The 21,573-nt window shown below is 62.7% G+C and carries 22 protein-coding genes and 1 pseudogene; 15 read left to right on the top strand and 8 right to left on the bottom strand.

The window, feature by feature from the left end:
- The first annotated feature begins 104 nt into the window (after positions 1-104).
- Positions 105-377 carry an HU family DNA-binding protein gene (locus HU766_RS07870; RefSeq protein WP_016485887.1) on the top strand — a complete coding sequence of 91 codons (273 nt, stop codon included), beginning with the start codon at positions 105-107 and terminating at the stop codon, positions 375-377.
- A gap of 181 nt (positions 378-558) precedes the next feature.
- Entirely contained in the window at positions 559-2,430 is a 1,872-nt protein-coding gene (locus HU766_RS07865; protein ID WP_186655158.1) for a SurA N-terminal domain-containing protein, read from the top strand.
- 66 nt (positions 2,431-2,496) lie between these two features.
- Here the strand turns inward: HU766_RS07865 and HU766_RS07860 are convergent, their stop codons facing one another.
- Entirely contained in the window at positions 2,497-3,537 is a 1,041-nt protein-coding gene (locus tag HU766_RS07860; protein ID WP_033699102.1) for a patatin-like phospholipase family protein, read from the bottom strand.
- 162 nt (positions 3,538-3,699) lie between these two features.
- Here HU766_RS07860 and HU766_RS07855 point away from each other — a divergent pair, with 162 nt between their 5' ends.
- From HU766_RS07855 to HU766_RS07845, 3 genes are all read left to right on the top strand, one after another.
- A complete protein-coding gene (locus tag HU766_RS07855; protein ID WP_027593946.1) occupies positions 3,700-3,978 on the top strand; it encodes a hypothetical protein in 279 nt (92 codons plus the stop codon).
- Between the two features lie 14 nt (positions 3,979-3,992).
- Positions 3,993-4,760, top strand: a complete 768-nt coding sequence (locus HU766_RS07850) for a CHAD domain-containing protein (RefSeq protein ID WP_095063659.1) — start codon at positions 3,993-3,995, stop codon at positions 4,758-4,760.
- A 116-nt stretch (positions 4,761-4,876) separates the two neighbouring features.
- Positions 4,877-5,674 (top strand): thioesterase family protein, encoded by a 798-nt coding sequence (locus HU766_RS07845; protein WP_186655154.1) that lies wholly within the window; start codon positions 4,877-4,879, stop codon positions 5,672-5,674.
- Positions 5,675-5,692: 18 nt separating this feature from the next.
- On the opposite strand, the pseudogene HU766_RS07840 reads toward HU766_RS07845, so the two are convergent.
- From HU766_RS07840 to HU766_RS07830, 3 genes and pseudogenes are all read right to left on the bottom strand, one after another.
- Positions 5,693-6,061 (bottom strand): annotated as a pseudogene (locus HU766_RS07840) (Mpo1-like protein).
- A gap of 88 nt (positions 6,062-6,149) precedes the next feature.
- The gene (locus tag HU766_RS07835; RefSeq protein ID WP_186655150.1) at positions 6,150-7,628 is read right to left on the bottom strand and encodes a methyl-accepting chemotaxis protein; all 1,479 of its coding nucleotides are present in this window, start codon (positions 7,626-7,628) and stop codon (positions 6,150-6,152) included.
- A gap of 134 nt (positions 7,629-7,762) precedes the next feature.
- Entirely contained in the window at positions 7,763-8,560 is a 798-nt protein-coding gene (locus HU766_RS07830; protein ID WP_186655147.1) for a TatD family hydrolase, read from the bottom strand.
- A gap of 158 nt (positions 8,561-8,718) precedes the next feature.
- On the opposite strand from HU766_RS07830, the gene HU766_RS07825 reads away from it, so the two are divergent.
- The 3 genes from HU766_RS07825 to greB all read left to right on the top strand — a co-directional run bounded on the left by HU766_RS07825 (position 8,719) and on the right by greB (position 11,102).
- A complete protein-coding gene (locus HU766_RS07825; protein ID WP_186655142.1) occupies positions 8,719-10,125 on the top strand; it encodes a transglycosylase SLT domain-containing protein in 1,407 nt (468 codons plus the stop codon).
- Between the two features lie 183 nt (positions 10,126-10,308).
- Positions 10,309-10,617: a hypothetical protein gene (locus HU766_RS07820; RefSeq protein ID WP_095063653.1), complete on the top strand. Its 309-nt coding sequence runs from the start codon at positions 10,309-10,311 to the stop codon at positions 10,615-10,617.
- Positions 10,618-10,628: 11 nt separating this feature from the next.
- A complete protein-coding gene (greB, locus tag HU766_RS07815) occupies positions 10,629-11,102 on the top strand; it encodes a transcription elongation factor GreB (protein ID WP_186655135.1) in 474 nt (157 codons plus the stop codon).
- A gap of 36 nt (positions 11,103-11,138) precedes the next feature.
- Here greB and HU766_RS07810 read toward each other — a convergent pair whose 3' ends face one another.
- Entirely contained in the window at positions 11,139-13,646 is a 2,508-nt protein-coding gene (locus HU766_RS07810; protein ID WP_186655132.1) for an ABC transporter permease, read from the bottom strand.
- 5 nt (positions 13,647-13,651) lie between these two features.
- Positions 13,652-14,335, bottom strand: coding sequence for an ABC transporter ATP-binding protein (locus HU766_RS07805; protein WP_033699089.1), 684 nt, complete (start codon positions 14,333-14,335; stop codon positions 13,652-13,654).
- Positions 14,336-14,345: 10 nt separating this feature from the next.
- Here HU766_RS07805 and HU766_RS07800 point away from each other — a divergent pair, with 10 nt between their 5' ends.
- From HU766_RS07800 to HU766_RS07790, 3 genes are all read left to right on the top strand, one after another.
- Positions 14,346-14,951, top strand: coding sequence for an arylesterase (locus HU766_RS07800; RefSeq protein WP_186655129.1), 606 nt, complete (start codon positions 14,346-14,348; stop codon positions 14,949-14,951).
- Positions 14,952-15,009: 58 nt separating this feature from the next.
- On the top strand, positions 15,010-15,291 hold the full coding sequence (locus HU766_RS07795; RefSeq protein ID WP_033699086.1) for a hypothetical protein: 282 nt from the start codon (positions 15,010-15,012) through the stop codon (positions 15,289-15,291).
- Positions 15,292-15,410: 119 nt separating this feature from the next.
- Complete coding sequence (locus HU766_RS07790) at positions 15,411-16,388, top strand: L,D-transpeptidase family protein (protein WP_186655126.1); 978 nt, start codon at positions 15,411-15,413, stop codon at positions 16,386-16,388.
- 123 nt (positions 16,389-16,511) lie between these two features.
- On the opposite strand, the gene oprI is transcribed toward HU766_RS07790, so the two are convergent.
- Positions 16,512-16,763 carry an outer membrane lipoprotei OprI gene (gene oprI / locus HU766_RS07785; RefSeq protein ID WP_003259780.1) on the bottom strand — a complete coding sequence of 84 codons (252 nt, stop codon included), beginning with the start codon at positions 16,761-16,763 and terminating at the stop codon, positions 16,512-16,514.
- Between the two features lie 504 nt (positions 16,764-17,267).
- Here oprI and HU766_RS07780 point away from each other — a divergent pair.
- Positions 17,268-17,549 carry a GNAT family N-acetyltransferase gene (locus tag HU766_RS07780; RefSeq protein WP_033699084.1) on the top strand — a complete coding sequence of 94 codons (282 nt, stop codon included), beginning with the start codon at positions 17,268-17,270 and terminating at the stop codon, positions 17,547-17,549.
- 52 nt (positions 17,550-17,601) lie between these two features.
- On the opposite strand, the gene HU766_RS07775 is transcribed toward HU766_RS07780, so the two are convergent.
- Positions 17,602-18,678 (bottom strand): 3-deoxy-7-phosphoheptulonate synthase, encoded by a 1,077-nt coding sequence (locus HU766_RS07775; RefSeq protein WP_186655107.1) that lies wholly within the window; start codon positions 18,676-18,678, stop codon positions 17,602-17,604.
- A 234-nt stretch (positions 18,679-18,912) separates the two neighbouring features.
- Between HU766_RS07775 and HU766_RS07770 the strand changes: the two genes are divergently transcribed.
- The 3 genes from HU766_RS07770 to cysB all read left to right on the top strand — a co-directional run bounded on the left by HU766_RS07770 (position 18,913) and on the right by cysB (position 21,565).
- Positions 18,913-19,860, top strand: coding sequence for a putative 2-dehydropantoate 2-reductase (locus tag HU766_RS07770; protein ID WP_186655103.1), 948 nt, complete (start codon positions 18,913-18,915; stop codon positions 19,858-19,860).
- A gap of 104 nt (positions 19,861-19,964) precedes the next feature.
- Entirely contained in the window at positions 19,965-20,462 is a 498-nt protein-coding gene (locus HU766_RS07765; RefSeq protein ID WP_033699079.1) for a universal stress protein, read from the top strand.
- 128 nt (positions 20,463-20,590) lie between these two features.
- Positions 20,591-21,565 (top strand): HTH-type transcriptional regulator CysB, encoded by a 975-nt coding sequence (gene cysB, locus HU766_RS07760; protein WP_033699078.1) that lies wholly within the window; start codon positions 20,591-20,593, stop codon positions 21,563-21,565.
- The last annotated feature ends 8 nt before the right edge of the window (positions 21,566-21,573 follow it).

Genomic DNA, 21,573 nt, shown 5'->3' with positions numbered 1-21,573 from the left:
TATAAAGCGGCACGCTATTGTTATCAGGCCACCCAGCGCACGTTACATACGCTTTTCATTACATACTTAGAAACAAACTCATTAGAGAAATAAGGGGACTTAGAGTGAACAAGTCGGAACTGATTGACGCTATCGCTGCATCGGCTGACATTTCCAAAGCTACCGCAGGTAAGGCTCTGGATGCTGTGATCGACTCCGTAACGGGTGCCCTGAAAGCAGGCGACGACGTCGTTCTGGTTGGCTTCGGTACCTTCTCGGTCAAGGATCGCGCCGAGCGTACTGGCCGTAACCCTCAAACTGGCAAGGCTATCAAGATCGAAGCCGCCAAGGTTCCAGGCTTCAAGGCTGGCAAAGGCCTGAAAGACGCCGTCAACTAAGTCGTCTCTTTCAGCCGGACCCGGCATGGCCAGGTTCGAGCACGTGAGGCGGGTCGCAAACGTTCCCGCCTGACACGTTTGCTAAGAAAAGGCGCATCCTCGGATGCGCCTTTCTTTTATCAGGATTCTACCCACGCTCCGCGGTTGTCGACGCAGTGGTACAGCCGTTTCTGGGGGACGCATGCTGCAAAATATCAGGGACAATTCACAAGGTTGGATTGCCAAGACCATCATCGGCCTTATCGTCGTGTTGATGGCGTTGACCGGCTTCGAGGCCATTTTCCAGGCTGCCAGCCATAGCCAGGACGCCGCCAAGGTGAACGGCCAGACCATCAGCCAGAACGAGCTGAGCCAGGCGACCGACATGCAGCGCCGCCAGCTGATCCAACAGTTGGGCAAGGATTTCGACCCTGCGCTGCTGGATGACAAGCTGCTGCGTGATGAGGCGCTCAAGGGCCTGATCACTCGCAAGCTGCTGTTGCAGGGCGCCGAAGACGCCAAGTTCGCCTTCTCCGAGGCCGCGCTGGATCAAGTGATCCTGCAGACTCCGGAGTTCCAGGTTGACGGCAAATTCAACGCCGATCGTTTCGACCAGGTCATTCGCCAGATGGGTTATGGCCGCCTGCAATTCCGCGACATGCTTGCCGAGGAAATGCTCATCGGCCAACTGCGTACCGGCCTTGCCGGCAGCAGCTTCGTCACTGACAAGCAGGTCGAGGCGTTCGCGCGCCTGGAGAAGCAGACCCGCGATTTCGCCTCCCTGACCTTCAAGGCCGACCCGGCCGCGGTCAAGGTCAGCGAAGCAGAGGTCAAGGCGCACTACGACCAGCACGCCAAGGAATTCATGTCGCCTGACCAGGTTGTCATCGATTACATCGAGCTGAAGAAGTCGGTGTTCTTTGACCAGGTCAAGGTCAGTGATGACGAGCTCAAGGCCCAGTACGAGAAAGAAATCGCCAACCTCGCCGAACAGCGCCATGCCGCGCACATTCTGATCGAGGTCAACGACAAGGTCACCGACGCCCAGGCCAAGGCCCGTGCCGAAGAGATCGAACAGCGCCTGGCCAAGGGTGAAGACTTCGCCGCACTGGCCAAGGAGTTCTCCCAGGACCCAGGTTCGGCCACCACGGGTGGTGACCTCGGCTTCGCCGGCCCTGGCGTGTACGACCCGGCCTTTGAAGATGCCTTGTACCAGTTGAAAGATGGCCAGGTATCGGCCCCGGTACGCACCGAGTTCGGTTACCACCTGATCAAGCTGCTGGGTGTCGAGGCGCCGCAGGTGCCAAGCTTCGCCAGCCTGAAGGACAAGCTGACCCGTGACTTGAAGACCCCGCTGGTCGAACAGCGCTACGTCGACGCCAGCAAGCAGTTGCAGGATGCCGCCTACGAGGCTTCCGACCTGGCTCAGCCTGCCCAGGACCTGAACCTGAAGGTGCACACCTCCGCCGCGTTCGGCCGTGAGGGTGGCGAAGGCATCACTGCCAACCGTGCGGTGGTTCAGGCGGCGTTCTCGGAGGAAGTGCTGGAGGAGGCTGCCAACAGCACCGCCATCGAACTCGATCCGGAAACCACCGTGGTGCTGCGCGTCAAGGAGCACCGCAAGCCGGAACAGCTGCCGTTGGAAGCCGTGGCCAAGAACATCAGCGAACACCTGGCCAAGGAGAAGGCGACAGCCGAACTCAAGACCAAGGCGGACAAGCTGATTGCCGGCCTGCGTGATGGCTCCATTGCCGCTGACAGCGTCCATGAGGGGCAGGGCTGGAAAACCTACGAGGCAGTGACCCGTGGTGAGGACGGCATCGACCCGGCCGAGCTGCAGGCAGTGTTCCGCCTGGGCAAGCCGCAGGCCAAGGACAAGCCGGTCTACACCAGTGTGGTGCTGGGCGACGGCAGCCTGGTGGTCTTGCAGCTCAAAGGGGTCAACGAAGGCGCTGCGGCCACCGACGAAGAGAAGCAGCAGATTCGCCGCTACCTCGCTTCGCGTGCCGGCCAGCAGGACTTCGCTGCCTACCGCAAGCAGTTGGAAGCCAATGCTGATATCACCCGTTACTGAGTGATCGTTGCATGACAAGACAGGCCGCGTAATGCGGCCTGTCTTGTTTCTGGCCTGAGCGGCCCTCTAGCGCTTCACCCCTTCATAGTTATCCAGCGTATCCCGCGCAATCTCCCGACCCAGAGCGATCAGCTCCGGTGCTTTGTAGAACTCGAAGAACCGGCACACGCGCTTGGGTACGTTGATCAGTACATCGGGCGGGTACCCTGCAATCTTGTATTGCGCCAACGACGTCTGCATCACTTCGAAGCTCTGGTTGATCAGGTCCAGCAGCGACGCAGGCCCCACGTTGTCGATGATGAATGACCCGGTAGCAGACTTGGGTGCGCCTTCACGTTCGGGGGCCGCCGCAGGCTGCTGGCCTTCCGGGTCTGCAGTACCTGCCAGCCACGGGCTGGGCGGCGCCAGCCCTTCGGCGACGATTTCCTGTTCGATACGTATCAGCTCTTCCGCCGGCTTGCGCCGGAAGGGCAGGCGTGAACCCAGCGAGCTGAGCAGCGAATCGAAGCGCATCTTGAATGCCGCCGGGCGTTCGATCACCGGCAATTGGTACTGCTTCTGGTTGGTAGCGTTGAGGTTGACCGCAATGATCAAGTCGCAGTGGCTGGACACCACCGGCACGATCGGCAGCGGGTTGAGAATGCCACCGTCGACCAGCATGCGGTTGCCTTGCATCACCGGTGTGAACAGGCTGGGGATTGCTGCAGACGCGCGCATGGCCTGGTGCAGGCACCCTTCCTGGAACCAGATTTCCTGTTGGTTGGTAAGGTCGGTGGCCACTGCGGTGTAGGGGATGCGCAACTGCTCGATGTTGATCTCGCCGACGATCTTGCGGATCTGGCCGAACACCTTGTCACCGCGGATCGCGCCAAGGCGGAAGCTGACATCGACCAGGCGCAGGACGTCCAGGTAGTCGAGGCTTTCGATCCAGTTGCGATACTCTTCGAGTTTGCCGGCGGCATAGATGCCACCCACCACTGCCCCCATGGAGCAGCCGGCGACGCAGGCGATGTCGTAGCCGCGTCGTTCGATTTCTTCGATCACACCGATGTGTGCATACCCTCGGGCACCCCCCGATCCCAGTACCAGCGCAACGCGTTTACTCATGATTTTCCCTCAGCCTGTGCAACCATGGTTTAACAATGCACCCATTGCTGCCTGTGCTTCAATGTACACCGCGCTGATCTACGCTAAGCAAAGCGCCTTGGCGGGCACTTTTCTATTGCAGGTGCGTCGAACAGCCACTCTTTTCACTTTGAGGAATTACCGATGAAAGCCTGGATCTGCCTTCCACTGATTGCGCTGGCCCTTGCTGGCTGTGCGGGCAAGACGGCCTACCGTGACAGCTGCGCAACCCAGCTGGATGCCGCCTGGAAGGAGCTCGACCTGGCCAAGGCCGAGGGTTTCGCCGGTACTGTCAGTTACTCCAAGGCCTTGTCGCTGCTGACCGGCGCCAAGACCCAGCAGCAGTTCGAGGGGTTTGAAGGTTGCACCAAGAAGGCCGAGAAGGCGCGATTCTACATTCGTGAGTCGCGCGCTGGCCGCTGACCGAGGAGCTTCCCATGTCTGCCATGGTCGATCACGTGGTGTCACAGATACTGGCCTTGCAGGTGCGCCTGCTGGCCTGCCGTGAGCGCCTCGCTGCCGATACCGACAGCGAGGCATTGCATGACCTGCGCATCGCTGTACGGCGTTTGCGCAGCCTTCTGCGGCCGCTGCAGGGGTTGCCGGGGGTCGAACAGCTGGAAGGCGCAGCCAAGGCCCTGGGGGCGTTGACGACGCCGCTGCGTGACCGCGAGGTGCTGGCGGCCGAATTGTCCGGGCGGGGCTTGAATGAGGCGGCGCAGCGACGGCTGGCGGGGCGGGGCAGTACCTTTGCCAGTGTCGCGAGCTGCGCACAGCTGGCCCGTCTGCTGGCGATCGTCGATGCATTTCCGTTGTTCCTGCGCGCGGCTGATCGCGAAGGCCTGGTAGATGCGCTGGCCAAGCGCATCGACAAACGCCTCGGCAAGCAATGGCGCAAGCTGCGCAAGGCATTGGCGGACCCCGCCCATGATCGGCATCGGCTACGGTTGTTGATCAAGCGGGCACGCTATGGCGATGAGGCCTACCCGCAACTTGAACATGCCGGGAAAAAACTGCAACGTCTGTTGAAGAAGGCACAGAGCGACCTGGGTACGTGGCATGACCGTCTGCAGTGGTTGTTGCAAGCGCGCAAGGACGCCGATCTGGCAGTGTGCACGCTCGATTGGCAGCAGCAGTTGCAGGAGGCCGAGGGCAAATCCGATGTCACGCTGGATGCCTTGCAGGTGGCGTTGAAACAGCGATAGCCCGGCAAATGACCGATATGCGGGCTGAACGGAGCCGAGTGGCTGGTTAGTATGTCCCGACGCAGGGCACGTGAAGGGCGTGCCCCGGATCGCCACGGCACAGGAGCCCACCTGCCATGAACTTCACCCAATTGCTCGAAGCCGTTCGAGCCAACCCTGAATCGGTTTCGGTACCGGCGTCATGGGCCCAGGGCCGCGCGGCCTTCGGTGGGCTCATGGCCGCCATGGTCTATGAAGCGATGCGCCTGAAGCTTGCCGATGATCGGCCTGTGCGCTCTTTGGCGATCAGTTTCGTGGCGCCTGCTGCGGCTGACGTGCCGATCCGTTTCGAGGTCGACGTGCTGCGTGAGGGCAAAGCGGTCAGTACCTTGCTTGGCCGCGCGGTGCAGGAGGGGCAGGTCGTCACCCTGGTGCAGGGCAATTTCGGTGCGGGTCGCTCCTCGGAGGTCGAGGTCCCGGCCAAGGCTGCGGTTGCCATGAAGCCGCTGGAGCAGGCTGCCCCTGAGCTTCCCTACATCAAAGGTGTGACCCCAGAGTTCATGCGCCATGTAGCCCTGCGTTGGGCGGTTGGTGGGCTGCCGTTCAGTGGCAACGATTCGCGGCAGATGGGGGGCTGGGTACGCTTGCGGGACATCGCTGACGAGCCGTTGAACGAGGCTCATCTGCTGGCACTGGTAGATGCCTGGCCGCCCAGCCTGTTGCCGTACCTGAAGCGGCCGGCGGCGGGTAGCACACTGACCTGGACCATCGAATTCATCCAGCCCATACCGCAGTTGTCGACACTGGACTGGTGCCGCTATTGCGTCGAGACCGAGCACGCTCGTGAGGGTTATGGGCATGCCGCCGCCGCGCTGTGGTCCGCAGAGGGCGAGTTGCTGGCATTGAGCCGGCAGACGGTGACGGTTTTCGCTTAGCCGTAATGGGCGGCAGGGTCAACGGCGATGCTTGTGCCGCTCGCGCCAGGCACGCCACCAGGCGCCGCTCAGCACAAAGCGTGGAAAGGTGATGAACTGCTCGGTCAGCAGGCGCTGCACGGCGTCTTTGCGGTTGGCGAATGGCTCCGGTTATTCGGCTTCGAGGCGATGCCCGTGGCGCTGCAGGCCCAGGCCGGCAATCAGGGAGATGACGCCAACGGCGATCTGCCCCAGGTCCAGGGCGAATAGGCCGGACAGCACCAGCAATGCGCCGAGAATAAACAGCGGCACGGCGATCAGGTGCAGTACCAGGTTGGCCGGGTGACGGTGATTATGGTGGTAGCCGCGCCATTGCCAGGCGGGCAGGTTGGGTAGGCGTTTGCTCATGGGCAGGTCCTCTCGGTCATGTCCAAAGCTTAGTGCGGCCCCCGGAAGGGGGCCAATCGAGGCTGGCTATCGTGACTGTAAATGGGGGCTATAGCTTGAGCTGGCCTATCACCTTGTTCAGCTCACCGGCCAGCGTCGCCAGTTCGTTGCTGGTGGTGGCCGAGCCGACGGTCTGTTGCACGGTGTGTTCGGTGACGTCGCGGATACTCACCACTGCCCGGTTCATTTCTTCGGCCACCTGGCTCTGCTGTTCGGCAGCCACGGCGATCTGGGTGTTGCTTTCGCGCATCTGCGCGACCGCACCGGTGATCTCGGCCAGCGCTGCACCGGCTGCCTGGGCCTGCCGGACGCAATCGTCAGCCTTGTACGAGCTCTCCTGCATGAACTCGACTGCATCGCGGGTGCCGGACTGAAGCGCCGAGACCATGGTGGTGATTTCGTCCGTGGACGTCTGCACGCGCTTGGCCAAGTTGCGTACCTCATCGGCGACCACTGCGAAGCCGCGGCCCAAGTCACCGGCACGGGCTGCTTCGATGGCGGCATTGAGTGCCAGCAGGTTGGTTTGTTCGGCAATGCTGTGGATCACCCCGACCACGCCATTGATCTTCTGGCTGTCCTCGGCCAGTTGGCGGATCATCTCGGCGGTCTGCTGCACGCCGCTGGACAGCCCGGAAATCGAGTCCTGAACGCGGCTGACGACCTCCTGGCCGCTGCCGGCGAGGGTATCGGCGGTCTGCGACAGGTCGCGTGTGGCGCCGGCATGCTGGGCGATATGGTGCACCGTGGCCGACATCTGGTTGATGGCCGTGGCGGCCTGGTCGGTCTCGCTCTGCTGGCCGAGCATACCGTGGCGTACGTCATTCATGCTCGCCGCCAGGCGTGCGGCGCCGGCGTCGAGCTGTGCGGCGGTGTGGGCCACAGTGCTGACCACGCGGTGATAGGTGCCTTGCATGGCGTTGAAGGCGCCCGCCATCTGGCCGACTTCGTCGCCGCACGCCAGGGGTACGCGTGCCGACAGGTCGCCGGTCTTCTCCACATGGAGCATGACGTCCTTGAGGGTGTTGAGCTGGCTGAGCAGAAAGCGGATCAGCAACTGCGAGGCGCCAAGCATGGCCAGCATCAGTATCAGCACGCACACGGCATAGTTGGTGAAACGTTCGAAGAACACCTGGCGTACGCTCGGCGACTGGGCCAGCACGGCCAGTTGCTGATCGCCGTTGCGCAGCACCTGGGCGCCGCGCAGGGGGTTATCGCCAAGCAGCCAGGCAGCGGGCAGTTCGACCCAGCCCTGGGCATCGCGAAGGGCCTCCAGTGGTTCGCCGGCAAAGGTCGGGGTCTGGCCTGGCAGCCAGGTGATGACATTGGCCTGGCGGGGCAGCGTTTGCCCGACGGGCCATGCCGCCAACAGCTGGGCCTGTGCCGCCGCTTGGGCCTGGGTGGCGTCCGCACGGGCGCGCTGCTCCAGATGCACGGCGTACAGCACCAGCAAAAGGGTCGTGACAAAGGCCACCGCGTTGACGGCCCAGAATTTGTACTTCAGGGAAATATTGCTAAGCCAGGCACCCATGGGCAGGTCTTCTCTGAGTTGAGCGGAAACAATATTGGCAAGGTGCCATCATTGTGCCTGCGCCTGCCAGAGCCGTTCTTGATATGTATCAAGAAAAAACCGAGGTGCCTGTATCGACGGGGCCCGATGCAGGCTTAGCTCAGCCGAAAGAATGCCCGTGCCGCCGCGGTGGTATGGGTTGCCGTGTGTTCCATCGACTCGCCCCGGTGCAGCGCCACCTCCCTCAGCACTTCCAGCAGAAACGCCGGTTCGTTACGGCCATTTTTCGGCTTGGGCCTCAGGCTGCGTGGCAGCAGGTAAGGCGCATCGCTCTCCAGCATCAGGCGCCCTTCAGGGATATTACCGACCAGCGGGTGCAGGTGCGTCCCACGACGTTCGTCACAAATCCAGCCGGTGATGCCGATGTGCAGGTCCAGGTCCAGGTAGGCGAACAACGCCTCGCGCTCGCCGGTGAAGCAATGCACCACAGCGCCGGTCAAGTGGTCCCTGTAGTCCTTGAGGATGGCCAGCAAGCGCGCGCTGGCGTCGCGTTCGTGCAGAAACACGGGCAAGCCCAGTTCGGCCGCGAGCGTCAGCTGTGCCTCCAAGGCCTTTTCCTGCTGAGGGCGAGGGGAGAAGTAGCGGTTGAAGTCCAGGCCGCACTCACCCACTGCGCGCACCCGTTGCTCATTCAACAATTGGCGCAGTTGCCGCTCGCTGCCAGCGTCCCAGGACTTGGCATCGTGGGGGTGGACGCCCGCCGTGGCGAACAGGTGTTCAGCGGCCGCATCCAGCTGCTGGCACAGCTCCAGTGCCTGTTCGCTGACCGCAAGGCTGGTGCCGGTCAGCACCATCTGCGCCACGCCAGCCTCGATGGCGCGCTCGACAATGGCGGCCTGCTGGTCGTGGAAACTGCTGTTGGTCAGGTTGACGCCGATATCGATCAGTTGCATGGTGCTACCTCGTGCCGCGGGGCGGCCAGCATAGCAAAATCCGCGTTTCTCGGAAAAATCCAAGAACTTCATGCGGTTGCCGTGGTCTTCTGCCGTCATTTATCACCAGGCGGCCATGCCACATGAGTGCCGCCCACCGACCTCGGACTCGTTTTCGCATGCTGCGATACCTGCTGACCTTCCTGCTGATGCTTGGGCTGACCACGGCCGGTGCTGCCCAGGCGCGCCTGCCGGGGCCGCAGCAGAACATCCCGCCCAGCAAGCTGCGTGACCTGCAGCAGGTTCGGGCGAGCAAGGTGTTGCGGGTGCTGGTCAATCAAAGCCGCAACAGCTCTGGCGAGGTCAAGGGCGAGCCGGTCGGCATCGAATATTACCGCCTGCGTGCGCTCGAGCATTACCTGAATGCCCGCGCAGGTGACGGGCAGCAGATTCAGCTGAAGCTTATCCCTCGGGCCAAGGAGCAGTTGCTGGGTGCGTTGCAGCGCGGCGAGGGCGACCTGGCGGCGCCCGGTGAACTGCTCGACCCGGTGGTGGTGCGCGGTGTCAGCAGCAGCGCGCCGGTGCTGGACCAAGTGCCCTTGTTGCTGGTCGGGCGCAAGGGGGAGCGCAGCTTCAGCCATGTCGAGCAGTTGTCCGGGCGCACCGTGGCCTTGACCAGTGCCAGTGCTGCCGGCCCGGTGATCCAGCAGGTGAACCAGCAGCTGGCCCTGCGCAAGCGCGCGCCGATCAAGGTGGAGTGGGTCGATTCGACCCTGGCGGTGGAGGATGTTTTGGAGATGGTGCAGGCCGGCATCTACCACCTGACCGTGGTAGAGCGCCCGATTGCCCGGCGGTGGGCCAGGGTGATGCCGCGTCTGCGCCTGGACAGCCGTGTGCACCTGGGCTCGCCGCAAGCCATGCGCTGGTATGTAGGGCGCGATGCGCCGCAATTGCTGGCCACGGTCGATCGCTTCCTTCAGGGCTATCGCGCGCCGGACAACCAGGACGCCGCATTCGAGCGTATCTACCGCCGCCAGTACCGGGTACACAACCCCTTGGCGAGCAAGGATCGCCAACGCCTCAGTGCGGTGCGTGCGGTGCTGCAGAAGCATGGCCAGGCGCAGCAGATCGACTGGCTCAACCTGGCGGCGCTGGCCTTCAAGGAGTCGACACTCAACCCCGCTGCGCGCGGCACAGGCGGGGCCCACGGCCTGATGCAGATCACCCCTTCGGCCGCCCAGCGGGTAGGGGTGAGCAATACCGCCACGGTGGACGGCAATGTGCAGGCCAGTGCCCGCTACCTGGCGTTGATCCGGCGCAAGTTCTTTGCCAGCCCACAGATCAACGAGCGCGAGCGCATGGCGTTCGTGCTGGCGGCTTACAACCTGGGGCCCGAGCGGGTCCAGGCGATGCGTGCCGAAGCGCGTCGGCGTGGGCTCAACGGCAACCAGTGGTTTTTCCAAACCGAGCGTATTGCCATGGAGCAGGTCGGCATGGGCCCGGTCAATTTCGTCAACAGCGTCAACAAGTACTTCCTGGCGTTCAACCGCGAGCGTGCCGTGCTGGAGCGGGTGGCCAAGCGCTGAGCAATGCAGCTTGAGGCTTGTAACTTAGCGCTTGTAGCTCTAGCATACCGCCTGCGCCGATTTAAACAGCTACTTGCGGGGCGCAGGAAAGGCCCTCCGGTCATCCGAAATACCGCTAAAGCGCTGGTTCGGTGACGCCTCCCACCGCTGCCCAGCGGGAATCGCGAGGCTGAGAGAAGCGCCATGAGTTGCCCACGTACCAGTGTCTGTTTGAGCCCTTTGCCTGCCAACCAGGCGTCCCGCACACCGCGTATCCTGCTCGGTGGCCAGCATCAACCCACTCTTTTGCGTCACCTTGAAGGGCTTTCGCGTCGTAAAGGCCAGGCCCGTGCCTTTCTCATCCAGTTCAGCGAAACCTGCTGCCACCTTGCGCAGTACGGCAACGACCGTTTCGACCTGGCAGTGATACAGGCGCCGGCCTCTGCCGAGGCCGCCGAAGTCATCGGCCATCTCACCCGCATTGCTCGCCAAGGCCTGATTACCCGCCGTTGAGGAGAGTGCTGTTGAGCACCAATATCATCACCACCGAAGGTCATGAGGCCCTGAAGAAGGAGCTGGATCACCTGTGGCGCGTGTACCGCCCCGAAATCACCCAGAAGGTCGCCTGGGCGGCTTCGCTTGGCGATCGCAGCGAGAATGCCGACTACCAGTACAACAAGAAGCTGTTGCGCGAGATCGACCGTCGGGTGCGGTACCTGCGCAAACGCCTTGAAGATGTAAAGGTGGTGGCTTATTCGCCGGAGCAGGAGGGCAAGGTGTTTTTCGGCGCTTGGGTCGAGATCGAGAACGACGAGGGTGAGACCAAGAGGTTTCGCATTGTCGGGTATGACGAAATCTATGGGCGCAACGACTACATCTCGATCGACTCCCCCATGGCCCGGGCCTTGCTCAAGAAGGAGGAGGGCGATGAAGTGGTGGTGAAGACCCCGACCGGGGATGCGGCGTGGTACGTGAACAGCATCCGCTACGGGCAATGATCGGCGATTGCCTGTAGCGGCCATTCACGGTGTTTCTTACCCCTCCCGCAACACCGTCAACGGGCTGGCATTGAGCGCCCGCCGTGTGCCCAGCACCCCAGCGCCACCCACCAGCACCGCCCCCACCAGTGGCAGTACCAGCAGCCATGGGTGCGGGTGCCACTGCAGGTCGAAGGCGTAGCGGTACAGCACCAGCGTGATCAGCTCGCAACCGAGTGCGGCCAGTAACCCGCTGGCCGCGCCCAGAAGGCCAAACTCGATACGCCGCGCCTTGACCAGCAACGGCCGCGCCGCACCCAGCGCACGCAGCAAGGCGCCCTGGCGGATGCGTTCGTCGAGCGTTGCCTGCAAGCCGGCGAACAGCACGGCCAGCCCCGCCGCCAACACGAACAACAGTACATACTCGACCGCCAGGGTGACTTGGGCGAGGATGCTGCGCAGTTGATCAAGCAAGGCGTCGACCTGAAGGATGGTCACTGCCGGGAAGGCCCGGGACAGGGCGACCACATCCAGGTCATGACCTGGGGCCAGGTAGAAACTGGTGAGGTAAGTGGTAGGTAACCCCTGCAGCGTTCCAGGCTGGAAGATCATGTAGAAGTTCGGCTGGAAACTGTCCCAGTGCACGCTGCGCAGGCTGCTGACCCGGGCCTGGCGTTGCTGGCCACCGATGTCGAAGGTCAGCAGGTCGCCCAGTTGCAGCTTCAGGCTGGTGGCCAGTTCTGCCTCGACCGATACACCGGGCACCTCATCGCCGGAAGGCAGTGCCTGCCACCAGTTGCCTGCCGTCAGCGCGTTGCCGTCGGGTAGCTCGGCGGCCCAGGTCAGGCTGAGGTCGCGTTGTACGGCCCGCTCGCCGGCAGAGTCCTTGCTGACGACCTGTTGCACCGGTTGCTGGTTGATCTGGATCAGGCGGCCGGGTGTCACCGGGTATAGCGGCGCCGAGGCCGCATTGAACTGCTGCAGGCGCTGGGCGAACGGTTCGCGATCATCTGGCAGGATGTTCAGGGCAAAGTGATTCGGCGCGTCCTTGGGCAGTTGCGCCTGCCAGGTGTCGAGCAGTTCGGCGCGCAGCAGTGCAACCAGCGCCATGGCCAACAGGATCAGGCCAAACGCCAGGGCCTGGCCAGCGGCTGCCAAGGGGTGACGCAACAGCTGCCCCAGCCCCAGGCGCCAGGCCAGCGGTGCGCCGACCAGCAGTTGGCGCAGGCTGCGGAGCCCGAGCAGCAACAGGCCGCCGAGTACCACTGCGGCGACCAGGCCGCCGCCCAGCAGTGCGAACGTCAGCAGCAGGTCGAGGCTCAGGCGCCACATGATCAGGCCCAGGGCCAGCAACGCAGCGCCATACACCAGCCAACTGCTGGGCGGCACCGGCAGCAGGTCGCGGCGCAACACGCGCAGCGGCGGCACCTGGCCGAGGGCGGCGAGCGGCGGCAATGCGAAGCCAGCAAGGGCCACCAGCCCGGTGCCCATACCGGCGAGCGCCGGCAAGATGCCGCCCGGTGGCACCACACTCGGCAGCAGGCCATGCAGCAGCCGGAACAGGCCCAGCTGTGCCAGCCAGCCGAGCAGGGCGCCTGCCACGGCCGCCACCAGGCCAAGCATGGCCAGTTGCAGGCAGTACAGGCCCAGCGCTTGCCGCCGGGACAGGCCAAGGCAGCGCAGCAGCGCACTGGCATCCAGGCGCCGCGCGGCGTATCGGCTGGCCGACATGGCCACGGCAACGCCGGCCAGCAGTACCGCCACCAGGCTGGCCATGTTCAGATAGCGCTCGGCCTTGCTCAAGGCGCCACCGATCTGCCGGTTGCCATCGCGGGTGTCGCGCAGGCGCTGGCTGGCCGCCAGGTCTTTTTCCACGGCCTGGCGATACTGGGCCAGTGCGTCGATGTCGCCGCGCCACAGGTCACGGTAGGTCACCCGGCTGCCGGGCTGGATCACCCCGGTCGCCTGCAGGTCCGTGAGGTTCATCATTACCCGAGGGGTCAGGCTGTAGAAATTATTGGCGCGGTCCGGTTCGTAGGTCAGTACACGGCTCATGCGCAGGGTTTTCATGCCCACATCGATGCTGTCGCCGATCGACAGCCCCAGCGCGGCCAGCAACCTCGGTTCTACCCAGGCCTCGCCGGGCGCCGGGCCACCGCCGGGGGTTTCTTCGGCATAGGGTGCTGCGGCGCTGCGGACTTGCCCGCGCAAGGGGTAGGCGCCGTCGGCGGCCTTGACGCTGGACAACTGGATGCCGCTATCGCCGCCCACCACACTGGTGAACTCGACCAGCTGTGCGTGGCGCAAACCGAGTGATGTGCCTGCACTGATCTGCTCGTCGCGGGCCGGTGAGCTGCCCTGCAGCACCAGGTCGGCGCCGAGGAACTCGCTGGCGCGCAGTTGCATGGCGCCGTTGAGGCGGGCGCCGAAGTAACCGATTGCGGTGCTGGCGGCTACGGCTACCAGCAGGGCAAAGAACAGCACGCGCACTTCGCTGGCGCGGATGTCGCGCAGCAACTGGCGTAATGCCAGGCCGCACAGTCGGGAGAAGGGCATGCTGGTCATCGGGCTCAGACCTCCACGGGGGCTACCAGGCGCCCCGCGTCCAGGCGGATCAGGCGCCGGCAGCGGCGGGCCAGGCGCTCGTCATGGGTGACCAGTACCAGGGTGGTGCCACGCTCCTTGTTCAATTCGAACAGCAGGTCGCTGATGCGCTCGCCGGTATGGCTGTCGAGGTTGCCGGTGGGCTCGTCGGCGAACAGCACGGCAGGTTGTGCGGCGAAGGCGCGGGCGATGGCCACCCGCTGTTGTTCACCGCCGGACAGCTGGCGCGGCGTGTGGCTCAGGCGCTTGCCCAGGCCAACCCGTTCGAGCAGGGTGCGGGCGTGCTCGCGGGCATCGCGGCGCCCGTCGAGCTCCAACGGCAGCATGACATTCTCCAGTGCGTTAAGGCTGTCGAGCAGCTGGAACGACTGGAACACGAACCCGACATGCTCGGCGCGCACGCGGGCGCGTTGGTCTTCGTCCAGTGGCCCCAGGTCGTGCCCGGCGAGGATGACCTTGCCGGCGCTGGGGCGGTCGAGGCCGGCCAGCAAGCCGAGCAAGGTCGACTTGCCTGAGCCCGAGGCGCCGACGATGGCCAGGCTGTCGCCCTGGGCGAGGTCGAGAGAAAGTGCGTGGAGGATGGTCAGGTCGCCTTCCGCGCTGGGGACCACTTTGCTAAGGTTCTGCGCAACGAGAATGCTGGGGCCCATGGAGAATCCAATGCGAATGTGGTGGTTGAGTGCCGGTCTGGCCTTGTATTGCCTGGCCCAGAGCGCCACGGCGGGAACGGTGCTGGTGGTTGGCGATAGTATCAGCGCCGGTTTTGGCCTGGATAGCCGCCAGGGGTGGGTCTCTTTGTTGCAGACCCGGCTCAAGGACGAAGGTTTCGATGATCAGGTGGTCAATGCCTCGATCAGTGGTGACACCAGCGCCGGAGGCCAGGCGCGGCTGCCGGCGCTGCTTGCAGCGCACAAGCCGGCCGTGGTGGTGCTGGAATTGGGCGGCAATGACGGGCTGCGCGGGCAGCCGCCGCAGCAATTGCAACAAAATCTTGCTTCGATGATCGAGAGCGCTCGGCAAGCGGGTGCCAAGGTGCTGCTGCTGGGTATGCGCCTGCCGCCCAATTATGGTGTGCGCTACACCACGGCGTTTGCCCAGGTGTATGAGCAGTTGGCGGCAGAAAAACAGGTGCCATTAGTGCCTTTTTTCCTTGAGGGCGTGGGTGGCGTGCCGGAGCTGATGCAGGCCGATGGCATCCATCCGGCGCAAGGTGCCCAGCAGCGCTTGCTGGAAAATGCCTGGCCGCAGATAAAACCCTTGCTGTGACGCTTTAAACGGGGGCGGGTTTCGGCTAAGGTTGCGCCCCCCGTTTCGAGAGCCCCCGATGCCGCGCCCTGCCTGGTCCCTTTATGCCTACCAACTGATCGAGCCTGACGAACAGCTCGACCTGTTTGCCTGCCAGGAAATCCGCGTCCACCTGGCCGCTCGCCAGCTTGAGCTTGGCGTGCCGGTCGACCGTACCCTGTGTGGCGGCCTGCTGCCCGCGCAGCCGCGCTGGTCGGGCGTGCAGCGCTCGATCTACCGCGACAACCGTCTGTGCGCGCTGTGCCGTGCCATTCTCGACGCCCAGCGGCGCGGCATGCGGCCGGTGTGGCCGCAGCTTTGACGGGCAAACTGTCACACCTTTCATCATCTGAAACGCTTGCATACCGCCAATGCCTCCCGCTTGCATCGGTGCGGGTGTACAATCGATCCTCTTGACCCACCTTTCGAAGGATTTACCGGATGTTGCCGCGCTTTCCTGCCGTCACCCGTAGCCTGTCCCTGGCCGCCCTGCTGGTAGCGGGCCCCGCTGCTGCGCTGGAACTGCCACTGCCACCCCCTGGTGAAGACATTATCGGCCAGGTGCAGGTGATCAAGGCCAAGTACGAAGACACGTTCGCCGACATCGGTACCGCCAACGACCTTGGCTACCTGGAAATGATCGCCGCCAACCCGGGTGTCGACCCCTGGTTGCCGGGCGCCGGCACCGAGATCATCCTGCCGACCCGCTATGTGCTGCCGCCCGGCCCGCGCGAAGGTATCGTCATCAACCTTGCCGAGTACCGCCTGTACTACTTCCCGAAAGGGGAGAGCGTGGTGCATACCTTCCCGCTGGGTATTGGTCGTGAAGGGTGGGGTTCGCCGATCGCCAACACCAAGATTACCGCCAAGACCCCGAATCCGACCTGGACCCCGCCGGCCTCTATCCGTGCCGAGCATGCTGCCGACGGCGATATCCTGCCGACAGTGGTGCCTGCCGGCCCAGACAACCCGCTGGGGCCTTTCAAGTTCACCCTGGGTGTACCGGGTTACCTGATTCACGGATCGAACAAGAAGTTTGGTATTGGCATGCGTACCAGCCATGGGTGCTTCCGCATGCTCAACAACAACGTACTCGAACTGTCGAAAATGGTCCCGGTCGGTACGCCGGTACGCATCATCAACGAGCCCTACAAGTTCGGTATCAGTGCCGGCAAGGTCTATCTCGAAGCGCACACTCCGCTGGACGATCAGGGCAACCCGTCAGTCGTGGACAAACACACTGCGGTCATCAATGCCTTGCTCAAGCGTGAAGACCTGGCGAACAACCTGCGGATGAACTGGGATATGGTGCGCGACGTGGTCGCCGCCGAAGATGGCATGCCTGTCGAGATCGCCGTGCCGGTCGATAATCAGGGTACTGCACCGATGGTGACGAGCATTCCGCCCGAATTGCAGTAAGGTTTCGCGACCTGCCCAGGGCCTGCCTTAGTGCAGGCCTTTTCGTATGTGCGCTGCGTGTTGAGCGGCAATAAAAAAGCCGACCCACAAGTGGGTCGGCTTCATAACAATCCGTGAGGACTATTACTTGCGGCTGGCTTTGTCCAGCATACGCAGAGCACGCTCGTTGGCTTCGTCAGCGGTCTGCTGAGCCTTCTGAGCGGCTGCCAGTGCGTCGTCAGCCTTACGGTAGGCTTCGTCAGCACGAGCTTGAGCGCGAGCTGCTGCGTCTTCAGTCGCAGTCAGACGAGCTTCGGTTTCTTTGGATACGCTGCTGCAACCGGTAGCCAGAACTGCGGCCAGAGCCAGAGCAGAGAATTTCAGAACGTTGTTCATCGTGTTCCCCTTCAAGGACTTTCTATTAAAGAGCCATCTCTCGGAATAGAGAAACTGGCCGGCGTACATAGTACCCATTACTTGTAGTAAGTAAACTGACTGAGCGCAAGAACTGCAAAAAAAATGTTGCGCCAGCTCACGCCGACACGCATTGCGACGCTTTTGTGGAAAAAACGGCCAAGGCGCGCAAGCGGTTGTAGTGCGGTAACTTTTTTGTTGAACTAACGGTGACTTTGGCTGTCCTTCAGCGTCTTAAGGGCTAGAACATCCGGCTTCTGTTGGCGTACCGGGAAGAGTCGATTTAACCCCGTTTCTCGCCATTTTTAACCGCTGCCACCTTGAGCAATCCCGCCTGCCGCGCCTACTATCTTGTGAGTGCCGGGTGCAGAACCATTGCAAGCGCCTTGCGGTCCAAGGGGCAACAGGTGGCGTAGAGGTTCTATGCCGGATCAACCACCATCGGTTAAGGTATGGGTCTGCCGAGAAGACCTGCGAGGAGTTGTGATGAGCGAAGCGCTGACCATCCACCATGACCAGGCCGGTCATCAGTTCGAGACCAGCGTGGACGGTCATCGTGCCTATCTGACGTACATGGACCTGGGCAAGCAGACGCTGGACATCTATCGCACCTTCGTGCCCAACGCCCTGCGCGGGCGTGGGATTGCCGCAGCACTGACCGAGCGGGCCTTGGAGTATGCCGAGCAGATGGGTTACACGGTGATACCGTCGTGCTCTTATGTAGAACGCTACATGGAGCGCCAGCAGCGTCACTCCAGCAAGGCTTGAACCATTAGATAAATGAAAAGGGGCCGTTCGCGGCCCCTTTTTTCGTCTTTGCTCAGCCGCGCTGGCGCTGTGGCAATACATCCTTGAGCTTGGCGTGTATGCTGCGCAGGGTCTTCTCGGTGGCGGACCAGTCGATGCAGGCATCGGTGACCGAAACACCATATTGCAGTTCGTTCAGGTCTTTGGGGATCGACTGGCAACCCCAGTTCAAATGGCTCTCGACCATCAGGCCTATGATCGATTGGTTGCCTTCGAGGATCTGGTTGGCGACGTTTTCCATCACCAGCGGCTGCAGGGCCGGGTCCTTGTTGGAGTTGGCGTGGCTGCAATCGACCATGATGTTGGCCTTGATCTTGGCCTTGGCCAGGTCTTGTTCGCACAGGGCGACGCTGACCGAATCGTAGTTCGGCTTGCCATTGCCGCCGCGCAATACCACGTGACCGTAAGGGTTGCCCTTGGTGGTGACGATCGATACGCCGCCTTCCTGGTTGATGCCCAGGAACCGGTGCGGTTTGGATACCGACTGCAGGGCGTTGATCGCTACGGTCAGGCCGCCATCGGTGCCGTTCTTGAAGCCGACTGCCGAAGACAGGCCCGAGGCCATTTCCCGGTGGGTCTGGGATTCGGTGGTGCGGGCGCCGATGGCCGACCAGCTGATCAGGTCCTGCAGGTACTGCGGGGAAATCGGGTCAAGCGCTTCGGTGGCCGTCGGCAGGCCCATTTCAGCCAGGTCCAGCAGCAGTTGGCGACCAATGTGCAGGCCGTCCTGGATCTTGAACGAGTCATCCAGGTACGGATCGTTGATCAGGCCTTTCCAGCCGACCGTCGTGCGCGGCTTTTCGAAGTACACGCGCATGACCAGGTACAGCGTGTCGGACACTTCTGCGGCCAGTACCTTCAGGCGTTCGGCATACTCGTGGGCAGCCTTGATATCGTGGATGGAGCAGGGGCCGACCACGACGAACAGGCGATGGTCCTTGCCGTCGAGGATATTGCGCACCACTTCGCGGCCGGCAGTCACGGTCTGCAGAGCCTTGGCGCTGAGAGGGATTTCCTTCTTGAGCTGATCGGGGGTGATCAGGGTCTCGTTGGAAGCAACGTTTAAGTCGTCGATCGGTAAATCAGCCATCGTGTTACTCGTCAGGTCACGGGTGCCGGCCGCCAGCAATCCCCGTGCGGCCCAGCAGCAAGAATGTTCGCAGCGGGGAGCCGAACCTTAGCGCGTTACAGGGGGCGCGACAATGGGCTTGACCCCGTCAACCCAGGGATTTTCCCCACGCTGGCGGTGGTGTGGTGCGATTGGGGTGCCCAGGGTGCAGCAACCGGTGTAAAAAAGCGCACGGACATTTACCTGGAGATTGGCATGCATCCGCGCAAACCACGTATCGGCATCATCGGCAGTGGTGCTATCGGCGGCTTTTATGGGTTGATGCTGGCACGGGCCGGTTTCGATGTGCATTTCCTGTTGCGCAGTGAGTATGAAGTGGTGCGCGACCAGGGGCTGATGCTTGAAAGCGCAGTGCATGGCACCTTGCAGATGAAGGTTCAGGCTTATGTCAGCGCTGCCGACATGCCGCAATGCGACTGGCTGTTGGTGGGGGCCAAGGCCACCAGTAACGAGCAGTTGGCGCCGCTGATCGTCCAGGCCGCCGCGCCCGATGCGCGGGTGGTATTGCTGCAGAACGGCCTGGGTGTAGAGGCACAGTTGCGTCCGGCCTTGCGCGATGACATGCACTTGCTCGGCGGCTTGTGTTTCATTTGTGTCAACCGCCAGGCGCCTGGGGTGATTCGCCATCAGGCGCTGGGGGCGGTCAATCTTGGCTATCACAGCGGGCCTGCCCGCGATGGCGGTGCCGCGCTGGTTAAGGAGGGGGCGGGGTTGTTCCAGGCGGCGGGCATCGATTCCCAGGCCATGGATAACCTGAGTCAGGCGCGTTGGCAAAAGCTGGTGTGGAACGTGCCTTATAACGGGCTTTCGGTGTTGCTCGGCGCCAGCACCACACCGTTGATGGCCGACCCGCACAGCCGGGCGCTGGTCCAGGCGTTGATGGCCGAGGTGGTCCAGGGTGCCGCTGCCTGCGGCCACGTGCTACCCGACGGCTATGCCGAGCATCTGTTCCAGATCACCGAGCGGATGCCCGACTATTGGCCAAGCATGTACCACGACCACGCGCAGCAGCGCCCGCTGGAGCTTCAGGCTATCTATGCCGAGCCGTTGGCGCAGGCGCGAGCGGCAGGTTGCAACTTGCCGCGCATGCAGATGCTTTACCAGGCACTGTCGTTCATCGACCACGCTCGCCGGCACCCCTGAAGCCTGCACAGCCCGCGCCGGCAGCACGCCGGACGGCAAAGCGTGCGTGCGGCGCGCTGCTAAGCTGAAGCTTGCTCTGCCGCAGCGGCAGTCGAGGAGGTCGAATGATCCGCTCCATGCTGTACGCCACCGACCTCGGTGTCTACGCCCCTTTTGTCATGCAGCACGCCCTGGCCCTGGCGCGGACGTTCAATGCAGAGCTGTATGTGATCCACGCGGTAGAACCCATGGGGCAGTTTGCCGAATCGCTCCTGCAAAGCTACCTGGATGAACAGACGCTGGACCAGTTGCACAGCCAGGGCGTCACCACCGTCATGGCCAATATCGAACAACGCGTGCTGGAAAACTTTCGCGATGAACTGGGTGAAGAGGCAGACCTGGCTGTCATCAAGGCGGTGCGTGTGCGTCAGGGTGACCCTGCCCAGGTGATCCTCGACCAGGCCCAGCGCCTGAGTGTCGATCTGCTGATTTTTGGGAGCCACAGTGCAGGTGCGGGGGTTGATGTACCGCTTGGGCGAACGGCGGTGCGATTGCTTCAGCTGTCGCCTGTGCCGGTATATATGGTGCCGCTTGCACAGCATTTGGGGCGTAGGAAAACGTGAAGCTGGCTGTAGGCTTTTACGGGGCGCGTGTAACAAAATAGTTCTAGATTAATTTCCAGAACCACTAATATAGTTATATATCGTCGCTGCCTGCTGCCGCTGACTCACCGCTGAACCGAGGGAAACCTATGAAGCTTCAACAACTGCGCTACATCTGGGAAGTGGCGCACCACGACCTCAACGTCTCCGCGACGGCGCAGAGCCTGTATACCTCCCAGCCAGGTATCAGCAAGCAGATCCGCCTGCTCGAGGATGAGCTGGGTGTTGAAGTCTTTGCCCGCAGCGGCAAGCACCTGACCCGCGTCACCCCGGCCGGTGAGCGCATCATCAATACCGCTGGCGAGATCCTGCGCAAGGTCGAGAGCATCAAGCAGATCGCCCAGGAATTCTCCAACGAGAAGAAGGGCACCCTGTCCATCGCCACCACCCACACCCAGGCACGCTATGCGCTGCCGCCGGTGATCAGCAGCTTCATCAAGCAGTATCCGGAAGTGGCCCTGCACATGCACCAGGGCTCGCCCATGCAGATTGCCGAGATGGCCGCTGATGGCACTGTCGACTTCGCGATTGCCACCGAGGCGCTGGAGCTGTTCGGCGACCTGATCATGATGCCGTGCTACAAGTGGAACCGCTGCGTCGTGGTACCACAGGGGCACCCGCTGACCAAGCTGCCGAAGCTGACCCTGGAAGCGGTCGCCGAATACCCTATCGTTACCTACGTGTTCGGCTTCACTGGCCGTTCGAAGCTGGACGAGGCTTTCAACCATCGCGGCCTGACGCCGAAGGTCGTGTTCACCGCAGCGGATGCCGACGTGATCAAGACTTACGTGCGCCTGGGGTTGGGTGTCGGTATCGTCGCCAAGATGGCAGTAGACACCAAGCTCGACAGCGACCTGGTGGCCCTGGATGCCAGCGAGTTGTTCGAGGCCAGCATCACCAAGATCGGCTTCCGCCGTGGCACCTTCCTGCGTGGGTTCATGTGCGACTTCATCGAGAAGTTTGCCCCGCACCTGACCCGTGAAGTGATGGCCAAGGCCATTCAATGCCATAACAAGCAGGAGCTCGAAGAGCTGTTCGACGGCGTCGAGCTGCCGGTGCACTGATCCTGAAA

The organism is Pseudomonas sp. SWRI77, assembly GCF_014269105.1.
Classification (GTDB): domain Bacteria; phylum Pseudomonadota; class Gammaproteobacteria; order Pseudomonadales; family Pseudomonadaceae; genus Aquipseudomonas; species Aquipseudomonas capeferrum.
This window is presented reverse-complemented; position numbering and strand designations above follow the sequence as displayed.